We start from the raw sequence: 16,851 nt of genomic DNA on the forward strand, positions 1-16,851 counted from the left end.
GCGTCAATGGAGAGAAAAAGTCACGTCATGGGCAGAGACAGCGCCACTGCGAAGGGCCGGGACAACCTGCCGCCACTTAACGCGTTGCGCAATTTCGAAGCGGTAGCCCGGCACGGCAGCTTCGCTGGCGCCGCAGCCGATTTGCATGTCACGCACTGGGCCGTCGGAAAGCAGATCAGGCTGCTGGAAGACTGGTTCGGCTTGCCGTTGTTCGAGCGCCGTCCACGCGGCGTTGTGCTTACCGATGAAGGCGCCGCGCTGCTGAGCGAAGTGAGCACCGCGTTCGAGCGCCTGGGCACCGTGGCGGCGCGGTTGCGCCACGAAGAATTTGCGCGCCGGGTATCGGGCATCGTGCGTGTGAACGTGCCGGCGAGTTTCGCGCTGTGCTGGCTGCTGCCGCGTCTGGCCGGCTTCCAGGCGCGTTACCCCGACATTGACGTGCGCGTGTCCACCACATCGCGCAAGTTGCGCTATATCGGCGACGCCTTCGACATCGGCGTTCGCTCCGGACCCGAACAAGGCGCTGGCGTCGTGTCGCGCACGCTGATGTCCGACTTGCGTCTGCCCGCCTGCAGCCCTGCACTGCTGCGCCAGCACCCCATAGTGGACGTGACCGATCTGCGCCATCACACCCTGCTGCATTCCGCCAGTACGCGCACAGCCTGGTCGCACTGGCTTCGGGAGGCAGGCGCGCCCGACCTGCGGACGGCCCGTCATGTCGAATTCGAGCACGTACACCTCCAGCTTGCCGCAGCCGTGGAGGGTCTGGGTGTCACACTGGCATCGCTGCCGCTGATCGGACGCGAGATTGCCGCAGGGCGCCTCGTGTGCCCGATTGCAGCGCCAACATGGCGCGCCGCCGACTACGCGCTTGTGATCAACGCCGATCGCGCCACGGACGGCGCAGTCGTAGCCTTTGAAGAATGGATCACATCGATGGCTGGGCAGAGTTCCGGACAATCCGGGCAGGCCGGTCTGTGAGAGTGACTCATGGGCTTTGGCGAGAGCGCCCTACGGGTGGTGCCGCGGGCCGTTATCCTTCTTCGTCGTGAGTCCGTCGTTTTGAGGACGTGTCCGTCGTGCCGTTACGCCCATGGTGTCGCATCTTGCTGAGTGCATTCGCAATGGAACCGCCGAGTTGTTGCAATTCCGATCGCATGTACCACGGCCACCATGCCAGGTGGTAGAGCCAGAGGATTACGCTGCGGGGTCCGCGAAGCCAATGTCGTGGGATTCGGTCAGCAGGAAATTCTTCCAGCGAGCAGTGGCCGACCGAGCAGGCGCCAAGTGTTAGCCAGAGCAGCGAAAGAATCAGCGTCGGGAGGGACGCAAGGCATGCCACTCCAAACACAACCAGCGGCAGGCAGATCTCGAATGACGAGCGGGTTTTCATTGAATTTTCTCCCCGTCACAATAACGTCGGGAACAGAAGGCAGGCTGGCTCCTGAAGGATGAACTCCACTTCAGCCTTCTGGTCCCGGCAACTTCACTTTCATATCGAGTTAACGTGGCAGCCGTCGAACCCCATCGAGCGGAATGCCGCGCCATACGCTTCAAAGATAGCACCGGAACAAAGATCAGGTGACGATGAAAGAAAGGGCGACCGTGGTGTGCAGACAACACGACAAAATCCTCCTCGTGACTCGCGGCCGGTCGCGCTGGTCGCTGCCGGGTGGCACGATCCGGCGCTCCGAGTCGCCAGTCGAGGCGGCGCGACGAGAGCTATTGGAAGAGACCGCCCTCGGGATCGATGGCTTCTCGTTTCTGTTCCAGTTTGGCGGTCTAACCAAAAGACATCACGTGTTCCTCGTGGAGCTGCCGACGAACCTCGCGCCCGCAGCCAGCAATGAGATCTCCCGGTGCCGCTGGATTCGGCCAAAACAGGTGTCCAACGTCATCACTAGCGTGCCGACCAGAGAAATTGTCCGGCTGCTCGTCAGTCACAAAAATGTCACAATAGCGGTCCCCGCCGTCGACCTCGATAGCAAAACTGCTGCTAGCGCGTAGCTGCGAGGCTGTCCAGCCGCTCCGAGGCAACCATACGGCGCGACTTAACGTTTTGCGGACTTCATTGTGATAGGCAATTTCGAAATCCTGTCTCGCCTGCTTATGGCGGCCCTGCTGGGCAGTGTCATTGGTTTTGAGCGAGAGAGGCTGAACTGGGCCGCGGGTTTGCGTACACACATGCTGGTATGCGTCGGCGCGTCGTTGATGATGCTCGTGTCCGCGTTCGGCTTCGCAGACGCGCTGACTCAAAAGAACGTCGTACTGGACCCTTCGCGGGTCGCAGCCCAGGTGGTATCAGGCATCGGTTTTCTCGGCGCCGGATCGATCCTGCTGCGCGGCGAGGTTGTGCGCGGTCTCACAACCGCGGCCAGTCTCTGGTCGGTTGCAGGAATCGGACTCGCCGTGGGCGGAGGCATGTACACCGCAGCTATCGGCGCGACCGTCATTATCCTGATCATCCTTGCCGGGATGAAGCCGCTGGAGCGTCGCTTTATCTCCGTGCGGCAACAGCGCAACATCCAGCTACTGGCCGAGCGCGGAAGCGTTTCTCTGGACAGTCTGCATCGCGCACTTGGAACTGGAAGCGTCCGGGTCAAGCAGTTCATTGTTCAGCAGTCCGAAGACGACCCGGAGCTCGACGATGTGCAGATTGCCCTGTCTCGCGCGTCATCACCCGAGTTCACTGCGATCTGTACGCGGCTGGGAGCCATGCCAGGCGTGCGCGAGTGTCGTCACGAAAAGTAATGGCGGAACGGTTCATGATGCGAACGTATGAATATCAAGGGTTCACTCTTCAGGTATCTGTCGAGTCGCAATTCAGCTTACCGCCGATCACACGACTGGCAGGGCGTTCTGGGTACGTCGCGGTAGTCAGGGTCTTTCAGGCAGGAACGGCAGTTGCGATTTTTTCGCCTCTCAGATTCGGTGAGGCTGGCGGACGCCCGTTTGATACCGAAGTCAGCGCCCTTATGGGAGGGTATAGCGCTGCGCGGAAAATCGTGGATGACCTGTTTGGACGTGAAGTTCACTGATCTCGTGACAATGTGTTTTTCCCTCACGTTCCCGTTCCGACCATCCGCTCCTGGTCCGGCAAATCCTACTTCTTGCCCTGCAGGGATGCCAGATAGGGCTGGACGATTTCGGAGCATCTGAATTCGCCAACGGCGCCGTCGTGGGATTCGGTGCATTGGACGAGGCTGTCGTCCTTCTGCAGCACGTAGGTGCGCACGGTCCTCGATGACTGTTGTGCGGGCGTGTCGAACGCCGAGACGAGCTTATAGCCGTTCATGATGACGTCATGGAGCGACGCCGGGATCGCGCGCCATTGCTGGTTAGGTGCGGGCTCGGCGGCGTGCGCCGTTAGCGCCACAGTGGCGAGCAGCGCAGTGCATAGAACTTTCATCGGTCTTGCTCCCATCTTGCAGTCTTGAGGGCATTGACTTTATCACTCGCCCGCATTGCGTACCCCGCGCCTGCAACGCAAAACGCAACGGCTTTCAGGAGATGAAATGCTTCGACTCCAGAAATTCCCGCAACCGTCGCGAATCGGAGTGGAAGACCTCCGGGTCGTATTTCAGTGGACTTGAGTACAACTGCGCCATCGACGTGATCCCATGCAGTTCGAGCTTCGACCGCGAGACCGCATTGGACATGTGCCGCGGCCAGGCGCGCTGCTCGCGTTCGGCATAGCTCGCATCGATTTCTTCGTCGCTCGGGTCGCGGTAAAACTCTTCGTGAACCAGCGCGGACATCGGCAACCGGTCACGTTTGTCGGGATTTTCGTCCGGATACCCGGCGACAATCGTCGCCGCCGGCACGCAGGTATCCGGGAGATTCAGGGCCGCCGCGATGCCGCTCATCGCGGATAGCGTCGAGCCCATGTAGCAGACACCCAGGCCGCGAGCCTCGAATCCCAGACAGACGTTCTGCGCCACGATCATCGCGTCGCATAGTGCAATGTGATAGCCCATCAGGTTGTTGAAATTGTCGCGTGCCGCACCTCGCGCGAGCCAGCGCCGCGTCCTGTAGCAGTCCGCAACAAAGGTCACCAGCAACGGAGCCTGCAGGATCATCGGCTGTCGTGCATGCAGCTCGTATAACTGCTGTCTGCGCTGTGCATCCTGTGTCAAAACCAGCGAGACGTTGTTCAGATTCCCGGACGACGAAGCCCCGGCCATTGCGTCGGCACATACCTCGTCGATCAGTTCACGCGCAATCGGGTCCTGCTTGTAACGCCGGATCGAGCGATGTCCATTGAGGAGTCTGGAGAGGTCAGTCATGGCGTCCAGGCTCCGGTCGCCACAGCGTCGAAAAGCACCGATCGAGGATGCGCAGCCCCGCTTCCAGCGTCCGCAGCTCGACCGTCAGCGGTGCCAGCATACGCAGGACGTTGCCGTCTGCCCCGCCCGCGAGCAACAGCAGTCCCTCATCGCGCGCCGACGTCACAAGCTTGCTGGTGAGATCTTTTGCCGGCTGCCCGTCGGGCGTGCGCAACTCGACGCCGATCAGCGCCCCGAGTCCTCGCACGTCTGCAATCAACGGATAGCGTTGCTGCATCGCTAGCAGCGCCGTGCGCGTGATCTCGCCAACCTGACGGGCCCGCGCCAGGATCTGCTCCCGCTCCATGACGTCGAGTACGGCCAACGCGGCCGCACAGGCCAGCGGGTTGCCGGCGTAGGTCCCGCCCAGGCCACCGGGCCCCACGGCGTCCATCACACTGGCGTGGCCCGTCACGCCCGCGAGCGGTAATCCGCCGGCCACCGATTTACCGAAAACCAGAAGGTCCGGCGTCGCTCCCATCTGCTCGACCGCGAAGAAGGTACCCGTGCGGCCGGCACCGCTTTGCACCTCGTCGGCAATGAGCACAATCCCTTCACGGTCGCACAACGCACGCAACTTCGCGACGAATCCAGGCGGGGCCACCTGTATTCCGCCCTCGCCTTGCACCGGTTCGAAGATGATCGCGGCAATGTCTTCGGGGGCAGCGTCGTTTCTGAAGATGCGTTCAACGCTGCCAAGCGCCGCGTCGACGTCGATGTTGTTCAGCGCGTCCGGATACAGCGCGCGGTAGACATGGCCCGGCATGAGGCCCATTCCTGACGCGTAGGGTGCCACCTTGCCGGTCATTGCCAGGGCCATTAGCGTGCGGCCATGATAGGCGCCGGTAAAGGCAATCACGCCGCTGCGCTTCGTATGCGCGCGGGCGATCTTGATCGCGCTTTCAACGGCTTCGGAACCCGTGCTGAACAAGGCAGTCTTTTTAGGGCCATCGCCCGGAGCCAGCGCATTGATCCGCTCACATACCGCAACATAGGACTCGTACGGCAGCACAGCGAAACAGGTGTGAACGAAATGGCCCAATTGCCGCTGGACCGCTTCGACGACATCCGGGTGAAGATGCCCCGTATTGAGCACGGCAATGCCACTCGTAAAATCGATGTACTCGTTACCGTCGATATCCCAGATGCGGTCGTTTAACGCCCGCGCCGCGAAAATCGGATGTGCCTGGTTGACCCCGCGCGCAACCGCGGCCTGCCGGCGGCCGAGCAGCGTTTCGTTGGTGACGCTCATAGGCTCGCCCGGATTTCTGCGAGACGTTCGTCGGCACGCGCGGCAAGCGCTAACCGGTCGCCGTAGCGATAGCGGTCGAGGAACTCGAACGGCCGCGCGTTCGGACCACGCGCGAGCTTCGCCGCGAGGCCGTCGGGTGCGTGGTTCGCCCAGTCCAACAGCGACTTCGCAAATTCAGCCGTCGGTCGCGAGACGTAACGGTTGGCAAAGTCCGAGAAGTCGAGCGGCAGATGCTCGCGGTTCTCCACATACAAACGGTGTAACGTGGCTATGGTTTGCGCTTCACCGGTCTCGCCGCGCTTGAAGCGTTCCATCGCCGAGCACGCGGCGTCGAACATCCGCTCGTAGCGGTGGCTTTCAATCGACAGGTGACCCGGATAGGTCGCGTTATCAAACGCCGCGTCCAATGCTTCGTTATCCCGATCAGCCAGATAGTCGGCAAGAATCCGGCGCAAACGCAGCACGCCGATATAGCTGCCGCTCAGCCAGAGGCGGAACCACGCATTCCATAGCGGAAACGTCCGGAACGCGGTGTACGAGTTGGCAACGAGGCGATCGTTGATGCGTACGACTTCGAGGCTGTAGCGCTCGAGCGGCAACAGGTCTTCACGCTGCCAGCGGTCCGCCTGGAGCGATTTCAGCAGAGTCGGTGCCAGTCTTGCGATCGATTCGAATGTGTTGACCAGTCCTCGCGAGAACAGTGGATCGACGAATCCCACGGCATGTCCGAGCAGGCAATACCGGTCGCCCACCGTCTCGCGACTCGTGTAGTTCAGGCGCGGTGCAACGGTCCATTCCCGAACGCGTGCGGCGTTTTTGAAGTGTTTTGCCACCGATGGATGATCGGCCAGAAACTGCTGGAATTCGCGTTCCGGATCGCGGCTCGCGGGGCCGTGCCTGTCGATATCGAACTGCAGTCCGACACTGCACAGCGGATTGGTGCTGAACGGCTGATTGTTGAACGGGATGATCCACAGCCAGCCGCAGTCGAACATGTGATGCAGCGTAGTCTGTGACAACGCAGTCGGCGAACCGTGCGTCTCGACCGGTGCGATCACATCCTCGTAAAGGTCGACGTTGACCATATGCGTGAACAGCGAGCGCGTGTTTGCCTGCATCGGCCGGGCGCCTTCGCGCAGTTGCAACGCGTCGGCGAGCGGCGCGCGGAAACCCGCGGCGTCGACTACGAAGCGTGTGTGCAGGCGCTGACCGTCGGCAAGTGTCAGCGTGACGCCCTCCCCTGCGACGTCAATGGACTGGATACGTGCCTGCTGCCTGATAACCGCGCCGAGACGGGCCGCAAGCGCGACATAGTACGCATCGATATCCTGACGAAACAGGTGGGCTTCCGGCGCGAGCACCGGGGTCGACACCACATCGGCGATATCGTGTTCCTTGCGAAAGCCGTTCCATGCGAAGCTGAAGGCCAGTTTGACACCCGCCGCCGAGGAGCCGATATGCCGGTTGATCTCGGCAATGTTGCCCGGATAGGCCAGCTCGGGGATGCCAAAACGCTCCGCCATCAGTTCAAGCAGCACGGCGCTTTCCGGCACCATCGACTCGCCGACCGCGAAGCGCGGGTGCGTACCCGCGTCCAGCACGACGACGTTCACACTGTTTTTGGCGAGAATCGCGGCAAGCATCGAACCCGAAATGCCAGAGCCGATGATGGCAACGTCATGATCGTAATTCATAGTTTGCATTCCTATATATAGGCTTTAAATCTGGTAATGTGGAAAGTGTGTTCGACCTCTCGCTTCAGCCGAGGTCAAGCCTTCTGATCAACGTGCCGGTCACCTGGATGTCCGCTGCCGCCTCGAAATCGGCTGCGACGAGGATCAGATAGCGTGCGTTGCCCTGCCCCAGCCATCGCGCGGCGAGCACGTCGACTAGCGGCCGTGCGCTGGCGGCCGGCATCGTAAGGTTCATGGTGGGTCCGCGAAAGCCGAAGCGGGTGCAACAGATCGAAAGCGCGGCGCCAGCGTTCGCGTTGATGAACGCCGCGGGCGACACCCGGCCGTTGCGGCTCATATCGGCTATCACGCGCTGCGCAATGGCTTTCGGATAGGCGCTGCCGTAGTGGATGATGCCGACGTGGTCCCTATGCGGCTCAAGCCGGGCACGGTTCGCGCGGTAGAGCGCTGCGACCGAGTCGAGCACGGGCCATACCGTCGGATCAGCGTTCCTGAGACCGTTCCCGATTTCTGGATCGAGTTGCTCGTAAGCCATGCTCCTACGTTCGCAGCTGTCGACGATGGTGTAACCGCGCGCCCATGCCAGGGTCTCGCCTGTCATGCCGCTGCCCCCTGAAAAACCAGACTGGTGTTGAAGCCGCCAAAGCCGATCGTAAGACTGAGTCCATAGGCCGTGCTGATCGATCCAGGACGGCCCATCGGCATGGGCAGCGAGAAACCCGCGATGGGTTCTTCCAGTCCGTGTATGGGAGGTATCACCTGTTGCTGCAGGGCGAGAATCAACGCGATCGCCTCGAGCGCGCCAGTTGCCCCGAGCGAATGGCCAAACGCTCCCTTCGTCGCAAAGATCGCGGGCCGCGAGTTGCCAAACAGCTCGAGATATGCGGCGCTCTCGATCCGGTCGTTGGTCAGGGTTCCTGAGCCATGCGCATTCAACACGCCAATATCCTCGTAGCGCAGCCCGGCGTTTTTCAGCGACCGCTCGATGGCGAGCCTGATGCCGTTGCCGTCTTTGTCGGGCGCGGTCAAACCCGCTGCATCGTTGGATGAGCCTGCGCCGCGCAGGATCGCGAGCGGCCGCACCGGACGATCGCCGCGCCGTTCGAGGACCAGAAAGCCAACGCCCTCGCCGAGAATCGTGCCGTCGTGACGGTGATCGAAGCTGCGCAACGTGGTCGACGACATGGTGCCCAGCGCAGAATGCGCGAGGCGCTTGGAGTCTCCCAGCACGTCTGCGCCACCGCAAATGCAGCGGTCGGCAAGTCCAGCGCGGATCAGCTCGGCGCCAAGCAGAAGAGCATCCGATCCGGAGGAGCAGGCAGTGGACAACGCAACCGCTTCGAGTCCGGATCCGTCGGCGATCTCCTGCATCCAGCGCTCGAGCGGTTCAGCGGCGGCAAGCGGGTCGTCAAGCCGCGCGCCGAAGCTCGTCCCTACAATCAACCATGTGCGCGCCGCCTGACGCGGTAGATCCAGTTGCGCATGCGCCGCCGCGGCAGCAACGGTTTGCCGGGTGAGGTGCTCGAGGGTGTCGCGTGCGTCGGCGCGGTCTGCCAGCGCAATCTTCGCCACCCGGTCGTTCTTCAGTTCATGCGGCGAGGGGGACGGCGCAATCCCAGTCTCACCGTCGAGCAGCCGCTGCCACACGCCTGATAGCGTGCGGCCCAACGCGGTGTGCCAGGCCATACCTGTGATCGCGAGTTCGCTCATGGCGCATCTCCTTGCGCCGGCATGCAGGCAAGGCTCGCATCATTACGCGGCACGTGTTCTGTGCGCCTCGCCTGACCGTAGATGCGTAGATACTCGTCAGGCTTGTCGCTGTCGATGGGGTTCGGGTAGAAACTGTCGTTTATCGCCTCCCCCATCAGCGAAATCGTCCGCGCGAAAGGTTCGCTTTGAAGCCAGTTATCGCTAACCAGAAAGCGCGATTCCACATCCGCTTTATCGAAGCCAGGAAGTTGATCAGGGCGCACGAATTTGCGGCGCGACTTGTCAAAGACCTGCCGGTACGCGGAGGAATCGAAGTAGCGAATCCGTCCGCCAGTCACCAGCGCATTCAAGGAGTGCCAGGGTTGCGGCAGATACAGGTAATTGACGTAGATCTTGCGGATCGCATAGACCGGTTGCGCGAGCAATGCGCTGACGAGCGTGCCCGCCACATCGCTCATCTCGGTGCAGAAACACGGCAGGCGCGGACGGTCCGGTTCGATAAATGCGCTCAGATAGTCGCCGAGGGAGAGCGACGGAATCACCTCGTCCCGATAGCGCGCGTAGACCGCTTCATGCGCGGGCCATTCCACGCGAGGATAGGTCAGGCGTACAAGATTGGCCGGCCAGGTTTTGAAAACCTCCGGCTCCTGGGTGATATGGCACATGTGCAGGGGAATAATCTGCAGCACGTCCTCGATGGTTTTCAACTCGTACTTCGCGATGATTGCGCGAGTCAGCTCGTCAATGTCCCGGTTCACGGTACACATCCTCATTTGTAAAATTCGTACTGCTGCCGGTTCACCGGTGTCAGCGTCAGGCTGCTCGGGCGTTCGATATGCTTTAACCCCTTCATGATCTCCGCCTTCATCGCATCGGCCTCGGCCGGCCCGACCAGCAGATCGTCCACCGTGATCTCAAGGAAATATCCGTCGACGGTATCGGCACGCCGGATCGATCGCGTCCTACAGGTCAGCACGCCTGGCAGCGCACGGCAGAACTGCTTGATCGCAGCCAGGTTCACCTTCTCGTCGTTCAGCACGATGAAGTCCGATTTCCGGTGCTTGAAGAAGAGATGACCGTCCTCGTCGATTTCGAAAATGTCGCCGGTTTTCAGCCACGTCTGCCCATCCATTTCGATCAGCGGACTCTGGGCGTTGCGACCAATCTTCCGCTTCAGAAGCGTGTCCGAATGGACGAGAAGTTCGCCCTCCTGCGCCGGTCCGTCCACGTCGAGCAGGCGCACGAGGGTGCCGGGCATCGGACGGCCGACGGAAGCAAACCGCTTTGCGTTCGCCTCATGAGCCCGCCCGGTCGAGACGCGCGGCCCCGCTTCGGTGACGCCGTAGGTCAGGTAAAGTTCTTTGCCCGGATAACGCTGGACGAAGGCCGCCGCCTGATCGGGTGCAAGGAAGTCGCCCCCCACTGTGAGCGCGCGGACGGTCTCCGGCAGCGCGGCAGCGGAATGCGCGAGCAAGGTCCGCATCAGGACCGGCGTTACGGAACTCACCGTAACCCGATGGCGCGCCAGATCCGCGACGTACTGCGAACCGATGAACGGCGGCCCGCTGATAACCAGCCTCGCACCAAACTCGATGCTCGCGATTGCCTGGGCAACCAGCGCGAACGAGTAATAGAGCGGCAGATTGATCAGCATCGTGTCCGTCGCACCCAGGTTGATCTCGCCCGCATGTTTGCGTGCATTGGCCCTGAGCGAGTCGATGGAGTGCACGCAACCGCTGCTGAAGTGCGAGGAGGTGCCCGAAGTGGTCAGGATCACTTCGCCCGGCTCGGTGACCGGTTTCGCAAGCGTGCGGAAGAAACCGACTTCCCAACCCGCCCGCCGGTTGACCGCTTCAATATGCAGTTCCTTGCACAACTCCTCACCCAGCCGCGGCCTGACGACAGCAACGGCGCCAAAGTCTTCCGCCATCTGACGCAGACGCAGAACGGGTGTGGCCGGCGGCAACATCGCGGGCACATAGCCCGCTGCCACCAGCGCAAAGAAGAGCTTCAGCAGGTTCCGGCCGTTAGGCATGCAAATCAGCACCACGGCCCCTTCCGGCAGAGCACGTGCCCGCAATCCGGCAACCAGTTGGCCGGGGGCTGCCGCATCGCTTGCCGGCAACGCGACGCTCGACGTTTCGGTAATCAGATGATCGAAGTCCGTTATATGCATAGGTATCCAAATTGTTAAGCCTGGAGTCTGGTTTGAGACTAGAGCGCGCTCAGCTTCGTCAGAAGAAATCCGGACAGCACGTCACAGTTCAGGAAGTTGTCCGGCACGAAATCGTTCTCGTCGATCCTGATTCCGAACTCCTCCTCACACTGGTAGCGAAGTTCGATAAAGCCAACGGAGTCGATCCCGACTACGGACAGAAAGCCATCGGTCAGGCCGATCCGATCCGGTGAAATATCCACGTCAAGGCGGGTTGCGACGATGTTGCGAAGACGCTCGACAATCTCTTGCCTGCTTACGTTCATGGTTACCTTCAGGAAAGGAAGACTGGATTGAAGATCGCGCAACCGTCTAGAGTTGCGGATCCGCCAACGGTTGATTTCCCGCCCGCATGCGTCGGCGTACGAGGGGCGTCGTCATTGCAGTAGTGACGAGAGCAAACAGAACCAGCATCGTGTAGACCCTGGGCGGAAGAATTCCCAGTTGCAGTCCAATCGAGAGCACGATGAGTTCCATCAAGCCTCTCGCATTCATGAGCGAACCGATGAATGCCGCGTCGCCCGGCGCGAGGCCGCAGATCCGCGCGGCAAGATAGGAGCCGCCGAACTTCCCGGCAAATCCTGCCCCCAGGAACACGCAGAGCCAGGACCAGGCGTTGCCCCCTTCGATCAGGGAGATCGATGTGTGCAGTCCCGCGTACGAGAAAAAGACCGGCATCAGAATGGTGCGAAGGAAGCCGCCGAACCATCTGTCCCATTGTTCCCGCACGGCTGGGACGTCGCGCAGGAGCATCCCGGGAAGCAGCGCGCCGAAGGCGCTGTGAAAGCCCAGACTGGCAGTGATGCCGGCCGATACCATGACAAAGCACGTGACGATGGTGAACACGGCCTGCATATCGTTGCGTTGCGCCGCCCGTATCAACATGGGTCGAACCGCGTAACGCGTGATGACCACGCACCCGATCGAGTACAGCGCAATGCCACCGAGGGCAAGCGTCAGCTCGCTCACGCCGTTGTGCACATGTGCTATGGACGCAACCACGGCCAGCAGCATCCAGCCCGCCACATCGGTCAGCATGGCGGCCGAGAGCGCAGCCTTCGCCAGCGGATTCGTATTGAGCCCGAGATCGACAACGATACGCACCATCACCGGCACCGCGGACACCCCCAGCGCAACGCCGCAAAACAGCACATACGGAACGGTCGGAAAGCCTGGCGCCAGGACGTCCTTCGACCAGAGCGCTACTGCCACGCCGAGAACAAACGGCATCACGAGTCCCAAGGCCGCGATCAGTCCGGGCAGGCGCAATCCAGCACCCAACCGGGCCGCGCCGCGCCGCTCCGGAGCGTGAAGGTGCATGCCGATCTCGAACATGAGCAGGACAATGCCCACTTCGCCTAGCTGAGACATGCTCGATGCCGAACTCACCGGGAAGATGAGGTCGTAGATACCCGGGTCGAGCGCCCCGAGGACAGAAGGTCCCAGTAGAAGCCCCGCCGTGATTTCGCCAACCACCCGGCATTGGCCGACGCGCTCAGCCAGATAGCCGCACGCATGACACGCCAGGATAATGATTGCGAGCTGGAGAAAGTACATTGCGATCTGGTGTCGGAGACGAGTGAAGCCCGAGGCAGAAAGTAGCGCGAACGTACGTAGCCCGGCAGCTCCAGGAAATGGGAGGGGTGCAGCGCAATGCCGCGCGATCCGGCGCTCCGCGCCTAGCCGATGAGCCCGAGAACAGCAGCTCTTACGGCCGCGTGCGTCTTGCTGACCGCACCCAGCTTGCGCGTGGCATTGGTGATATGAAAAATGCAGGTGGACTCCGCGATGCCCAGAATCGCTCCGATTTCCGACGCGGTTTTTCCTTCGGCAGTCCAACCCATGACCTCGCGCTCGCGGGACGAAAGGTGTGGCATGCCGTCCGTGAACATGGCCGGCAACAACCTTGCGCCGAGGCTTGCGTGGACGAAGTGCGCGAGCCAGATCATCGGACACTCCGTGACGGCCAGTTCATCCGGGTAAATCGGATGGGTGTCCCGCGCCAGCGTGAACCACGTGATGGCGCCGAACTGACTGCGCAGCGACATCGACCATCCGTAGCGGATACCGTGCGCCTTGGCCTCGTCCCAGTATTGCCGCTCGGACGAAGGCGCTTCAGCCGTCCATATCAGCGGAACCGACGACACCTTGCAATGGCGCAGTATCGGATCTATCTCGACGTAGCCAGGCGTGCGGTATCGCGATTGCCACGACGGCGGATAGTTACCGCGGACCTCGATGGCCGGGCGCGACACGGGGACCGGCAAGCGAACCCCGAACATCCAGAAGTCGAAACTGAGCGCCTTGGCGCTATCGGTAATTTCTCTGTCCAGCTCTTCGTCGGAAATATCGTGGCCGGCGGCCCGTTGTAGCTGTTCCTCGTACCACTTACGCATGGGAATCCTCTCCGAAAACATGAAATCCGGAGAGAGCGCGGCAACCGGGGCGGGTCGGGCTTACAGAGGGAGAAGGCGCAGTAAAACGATGAAACGCTTTTGCGCAAGAAATGCCTGGTCAGCGCGCATGCAAATAGTTAGTCAGGTCAGCATCGATAGCCGAACCCGTTCCTATGCCTTGAATTGAGCGTGATTAGCCATGCGCAGATCAGGAGGATGCCGACTTCAGCCCTGGAGATTCCCTTTCCTCACTTACGCAAGGCTGGAAATCCGGCATGGCTTCGCCCCATTGCCGGGCCTCCACACAAACTCAAACCCGGCGAGCGGAGCAACGCAAGTCGTGACACACCCTTCCCCGTCATTGGCCTGATTTACCTGCTTATAAAATCATTGGAGGGCGGCTTTGACGCCCAGCGAGTCAGAGCGTAGCGCGGCCACGTCATATGTGCTTCGGATTCGCCCCTGCCACGCCGCTGCAGCGTGCTATTCGAGCACCGGTTCACCGCGTCGCCGTCCACCAAGATGATGAGCACAGGTGATCACGAAACCCAGCGCTGACATTGCGATGCCTACCGTGCACACCAGGTCCCATCCGTAACGGGCGAAGAGTAATGGCCCGAGCACGGAGCCCAGCGCGCCAGCGGCGTAATAGAAAAACATGTACACGCTATAGATGCGACTGCGTGCATTGACATCGATCGCCAGCAAGCGGGTCTGATTGGCCACCTGTGCAGAAAAGCAGCCGACATCGAAGAGCACCAGGCCGATTGCCGTTCCCGCTATGGATGAACGGGCGACGAGCAATATCGCCACGCCCGCGAGCACCGACGCGAAGCCGCACGCTATGACCGGCCGGTACCCGAACCGGTCCGCCGCACGCCCTGCCGCGCGGGTGGCAAACAATCCCAGCACGCCGGCAAAGCTGAACATACCCGCCTGACCGGCATTCAGATTGAGCGGCGCGCCGGCTACGGCCAATACGAGGGTGACCCACAGCATGCTGAAAACGAAAAACCAGCACGCTCCAACGATCACGCCTTCCTGCAATAGCCGATAGCGGAATAGCACCGAGGGTAGCGACCTGAGCAAACCGAGGTAACCGTGTTCACTGCGCTGCACGTCTCTGGACAGCAGGCGATGCGTGAGGCAAGCGAGCAGAAACGATGCAACCCCGAACAGCATCAGCATCGTGCGCCAGCTTGTGGCCTGCGATAGCAGGCCACCCACAAACCGGCTCAGCAGGATGCCCGCGGATATCCCCATCCCCACCGTTCCCACCGCGCGGCCACGCGACTCCGGCTTCGAGGCGCGAAACGCGACTGTGGCCAGGTGAACCGCGTTGGTTGCCATCGCACCGATCACGCAGCCCGCGATGGTCAGCGCAGGCAGTGTCGGCGCGTACCCCGCCGCGATCAACGCCATGGCCAGCACCGCGAATTGCCAGGAGACGATTCGCGCGGGAGAAACCTTGTCGCCAAGCGGAACCAGCAGGACGATACCCGCCATGTAGCCGGCCTGCATGCTGCCGGCGACGATGCCCATGGCCGTGAGCGGGAGGTGGAAACTCTCTGCGACAGCGGGAAGAGCCGGCTGGAGCGCGTAGTTATTCGCGATGGCCACGCCCGCGGCCATCGCGATGAAGGCGGTCAGCCACCGATGCGGCGTTTCCCGTCCGCCCCTGGCGCTCCCGCGCGGGACGCGATTCATGGCCGCTTACCAGGCCGAATCGCTTTTGACCGCCGTGATTTCGATCTCGACCAGAATCTTCGGATCGACGAAAGGCAGCACGTGCAGCAGCGTCAATGCTGGACGAACATCGCCGAACACTTCTCCATGAGCGCGGCCCGCGTCCTGCCAATGAGCAATGTCAGTGACGTATACGCGGCTTTGCACGACGTCCTGGTACCCAAAGCCGGCATCGGTCAACACGGTGCCGAGCTTGTCGAGAATGGTTTTGGTCTGCGTATACAGATCGTCGCCGACGATTGAACCATCCGGTCCGCTCGCCGCCGTTGCCGACACGTACAGCGTGTTGTCTGACTGGATGGCGCGGGAATATCCGATGGACGCTTCCCAGCTCGAACCCGACGAATACCGTTTTTTCATGCTGCGCTCCTTGTATTGCACCTCGAGTAAATGGCTACACTACCTCGGTAGTGTACAAGGCCCATATGACATGTGCTAGTCTCACGCGATATGACTACACAGATTCCCGCCGAGCTGATATCCGCGCTGATTCGCCTCGGCTTCTCACAATACGAAGCGCAAGCTTATTGCGCCCTTCTGCAACGTTCGCCGATGAATGGCCACGAGGTCGGCAAGCTCTCCAGCGTGCCGCCGTCGAAAATCTATGAGACGCTTCAACGTCTGGACACCAAGGGTGCGGTTCTCATGCATCGGTCGGAACCGGTCCGGTATGCGGCGGTTCCGTATGCCGAGGTGCTGGCGCGACTGCGGGAGCGCTTCGAGGGCGATATCGAACTTGTCAACGAGGGGCTGTCGTCGCTACCTGCGGCGCGTGAGCTTGGACTTGTCTGGTCGCTGCGCGACAGAAACGCAATCATCAGAGCATTTCAGACCACGATAGATAGCGCGCGGCAAACCCTGTTCGCGGCGATCTGGGACGAGGAAATGGAACCGCTGCGCGATGCGATCGAGGCGGCTTCGGCGCGTGGCGTCGATGTTCATGTGGCGATCTACGGGACTGCAACGCTCAATGGCCCCCGGTTTTACGACCTGCGCGAATGCGGCGCAAGCGCCCGGGCCAGGCTCGAAGGCCGCCGGTTGGCCGTTGCCGTGGCGGATGAGCAGGACGCCATCACCGCGGAGTTCGGGCCGTCCGCCAATGAAGAAGCGGTACTCACTACTAATCAGGTCATCAGCCTCCTCGCCATCGAGTACGTCAAGGCCGACGTCATGGGCCGCATCCTGATTAACTCGATGGGCCCACGGGCCTTCGAGAAAGCCCTCAACAGCGATTTGATGCAGGCGCTCCTCGCAGCCAGGACCGTTCAGTTACCCAAACAGAAAAACAAAACCGCCGCGCCTGCATCCACAGTCAGACGGAAAAGTCCGGCGCGAGCGTCGGGAAACCGGACCGACAAGACGTAGGCGGTCGTGGTGTTCTCAACGTCTTTGCCATGAGGGTGCGTTTCATCAGACCTCCCTGCGCCACCACTGATTGCCGGCAGCAAACCTGGCTCGTCTGATCGCCCGCGACTCTGGGCCCGCTGACGGCACTCTCCCTTCTGCCGGCCCA

The 16,851-nt window shown here is 61.5% G+C and carries 17 protein-coding genes; 4 read left to right on the forward strand and 13 right to left on the reverse strand.

The features are described from left to right. Positions 1-6 precede the first annotated feature (6 nt). The 3 genes from P3T20_RS27620 to P3T20_RS27630 all read left to right on the forward strand — a co-directional run bounded on the left by P3T20_RS27620 (position 7) and on the right by P3T20_RS27630 (position 2,751). Entirely contained in the window at positions 7-981 is a 975-nt protein-coding gene (locus tag P3T20_RS27620; RefSeq protein ID WP_429288432.1) for a LysR substrate-binding domain-containing protein, read from the forward strand. Between the two features lie 606 nt (positions 982-1,587). Next, positions 1,588-2,007, forward strand: coding sequence for an NUDIX hydrolase (locus P3T20_RS27625; RefSeq protein WP_429288506.1), 420 nt, complete (start codon positions 1,588-1,590; stop codon positions 2,005-2,007). 102 nt (positions 2,008-2,109) lie between these two features. Then, positions 2,110-2,751, forward strand: coding sequence for an MgtC/SapB family protein (locus P3T20_RS27630; protein ID WP_254368905.1), 642 nt, complete (start codon positions 2,110-2,112; stop codon positions 2,749-2,751). A 352-nt stretch (positions 2,752-3,103) separates the two neighbouring features. Here the strand turns inward: P3T20_RS27630 and P3T20_RS27635 are convergent, their stop codons facing one another. The 13 genes from P3T20_RS27635 to P3T20_RS27695 all read right to left on the reverse strand — a co-directional run bounded on the left by P3T20_RS27635 (position 3,104) and on the right by P3T20_RS27695 (position 15,698). Beyond that, complete coding sequence (locus tag P3T20_RS27635; protein WP_429288433.1) at positions 3,104-3,409, reverse strand: hypothetical protein; 306 nt, start codon at positions 3,407-3,409, stop codon at positions 3,104-3,106. Between the two features lie 94 nt (positions 3,410-3,503). Then, complete coding sequence (locus P3T20_RS27640; RefSeq protein WP_429288434.1) at positions 3,504-4,286, reverse strand: nitroreductase family protein; 783 nt, start codon at positions 4,284-4,286, stop codon at positions 3,504-3,506. Next, positions 4,279-5,577, reverse strand: coding sequence for a 4-aminobutyrate--2-oxoglutarate transaminase (gabT, locus tag P3T20_RS27645; RefSeq protein WP_429288435.1), 1,299 nt, complete (start codon positions 5,575-5,577; stop codon positions 4,279-4,281). The genes P3T20_RS27640 and gabT overlap by 8 nt, the downstream gene beginning before the upstream one ends. Next, positions 5,574-7,271 (reverse strand): NAD(P)/FAD-dependent oxidoreductase, encoded by a 1,698-nt coding sequence (locus tag P3T20_RS27650; protein WP_429288436.1) that lies wholly within the window; start codon positions 7,269-7,271, stop codon positions 5,574-5,576. The genes gabT and P3T20_RS27650 overlap by 4 nt, the downstream gene beginning before the upstream one ends. Positions 7,272-7,335: 64 nt before the next feature. After that, positions 7,336-7,872, reverse strand: coding sequence for a hypothetical protein (locus tag P3T20_RS27655; protein ID WP_429288437.1), 537 nt, complete (start codon positions 7,870-7,872; stop codon positions 7,336-7,338). Beyond that, entirely contained in the window at positions 7,869-8,981 is a 1,113-nt protein-coding gene (locus tag P3T20_RS27660; protein ID WP_429288438.1) for a beta-ketoacyl synthase N-terminal-like domain-containing protein, read from the reverse strand. The genes P3T20_RS27655 and P3T20_RS27660 overlap by 4 nt, the downstream gene beginning before the upstream one ends. Continuing rightward, positions 8,978-9,739, reverse strand: coding sequence for a hypothetical protein (locus tag P3T20_RS27665; RefSeq protein ID WP_429288439.1), 762 nt, complete (start codon positions 9,737-9,739; stop codon positions 8,978-8,980). The genes P3T20_RS27660 and P3T20_RS27665 overlap by 4 nt, the downstream gene beginning before the upstream one ends. Before the next feature lie 11 nt (positions 9,740-9,750). Further along, the gene (locus P3T20_RS27670; protein WP_429288440.1) at positions 9,751-11,157 is read right to left on the reverse strand and encodes a class I adenylate-forming enzyme family protein; all 1,407 of its coding nucleotides are present in this window, start codon (positions 11,155-11,157) and stop codon (positions 9,751-9,753) included. A 38-nt stretch (positions 11,158-11,195) separates the two neighbouring features. Continuing rightward, positions 11,196-11,462, reverse strand: a complete 267-nt coding sequence (locus P3T20_RS27675; protein WP_074264738.1) for an acyl carrier protein — start codon at positions 11,460-11,462, stop codon at positions 11,196-11,198. Positions 11,463-11,508: 46 nt separating this feature from the next. Beyond that, a complete protein-coding gene (locus P3T20_RS27680) occupies positions 11,509-12,753 on the reverse strand; it encodes a cation:proton antiporter (protein WP_429288441.1) in 1,245 nt (414 codons plus the stop codon). A 122-nt stretch (positions 12,754-12,875) separates the two neighbouring features. Next, positions 12,876-13,592, reverse strand: a complete 717-nt coding sequence (locus tag P3T20_RS27685; RefSeq protein WP_429288442.1) for an autoinducer binding domain-containing protein — start codon at positions 13,590-13,592, stop codon at positions 12,876-12,878. Positions 13,593-14,075: 483 nt separating this feature from the next. Next, positions 14,076-15,299, reverse strand: a complete 1,224-nt coding sequence (locus P3T20_RS27690; RefSeq protein ID WP_429288443.1) for an MFS transporter — start codon at positions 15,297-15,299, stop codon at positions 14,076-14,078. A gap of 6 nt (positions 15,300-15,305) precedes the next feature. Beyond that, positions 15,306-15,698 (reverse strand): RidA family protein, encoded by a 393-nt coding sequence (locus tag P3T20_RS27695; RefSeq protein ID WP_074264740.1) that lies wholly within the window; start codon positions 15,696-15,698, stop codon positions 15,306-15,308. A 90-nt stretch (positions 15,699-15,788) separates the two neighbouring features. Between P3T20_RS27695 and P3T20_RS27700 the strand changes: the two genes are divergently transcribed. Next, entirely contained in the window at positions 15,789-16,703 is a 915-nt protein-coding gene (locus P3T20_RS27700) for a TrmB family transcriptional regulator (RefSeq protein ID WP_074264741.1), read from the forward strand. The last annotated feature ends 148 nt before the right edge of the window (positions 16,704-16,851 follow it).

Source organism: Paraburkholderia sp. GAS206C (assembly GCF_050435645.1).
GTDB classification, from domain to species: domain Bacteria; phylum Pseudomonadota; class Gammaproteobacteria; order Burkholderiales; family Burkholderiaceae; genus Paraburkholderia; species Paraburkholderia phenazinium_B.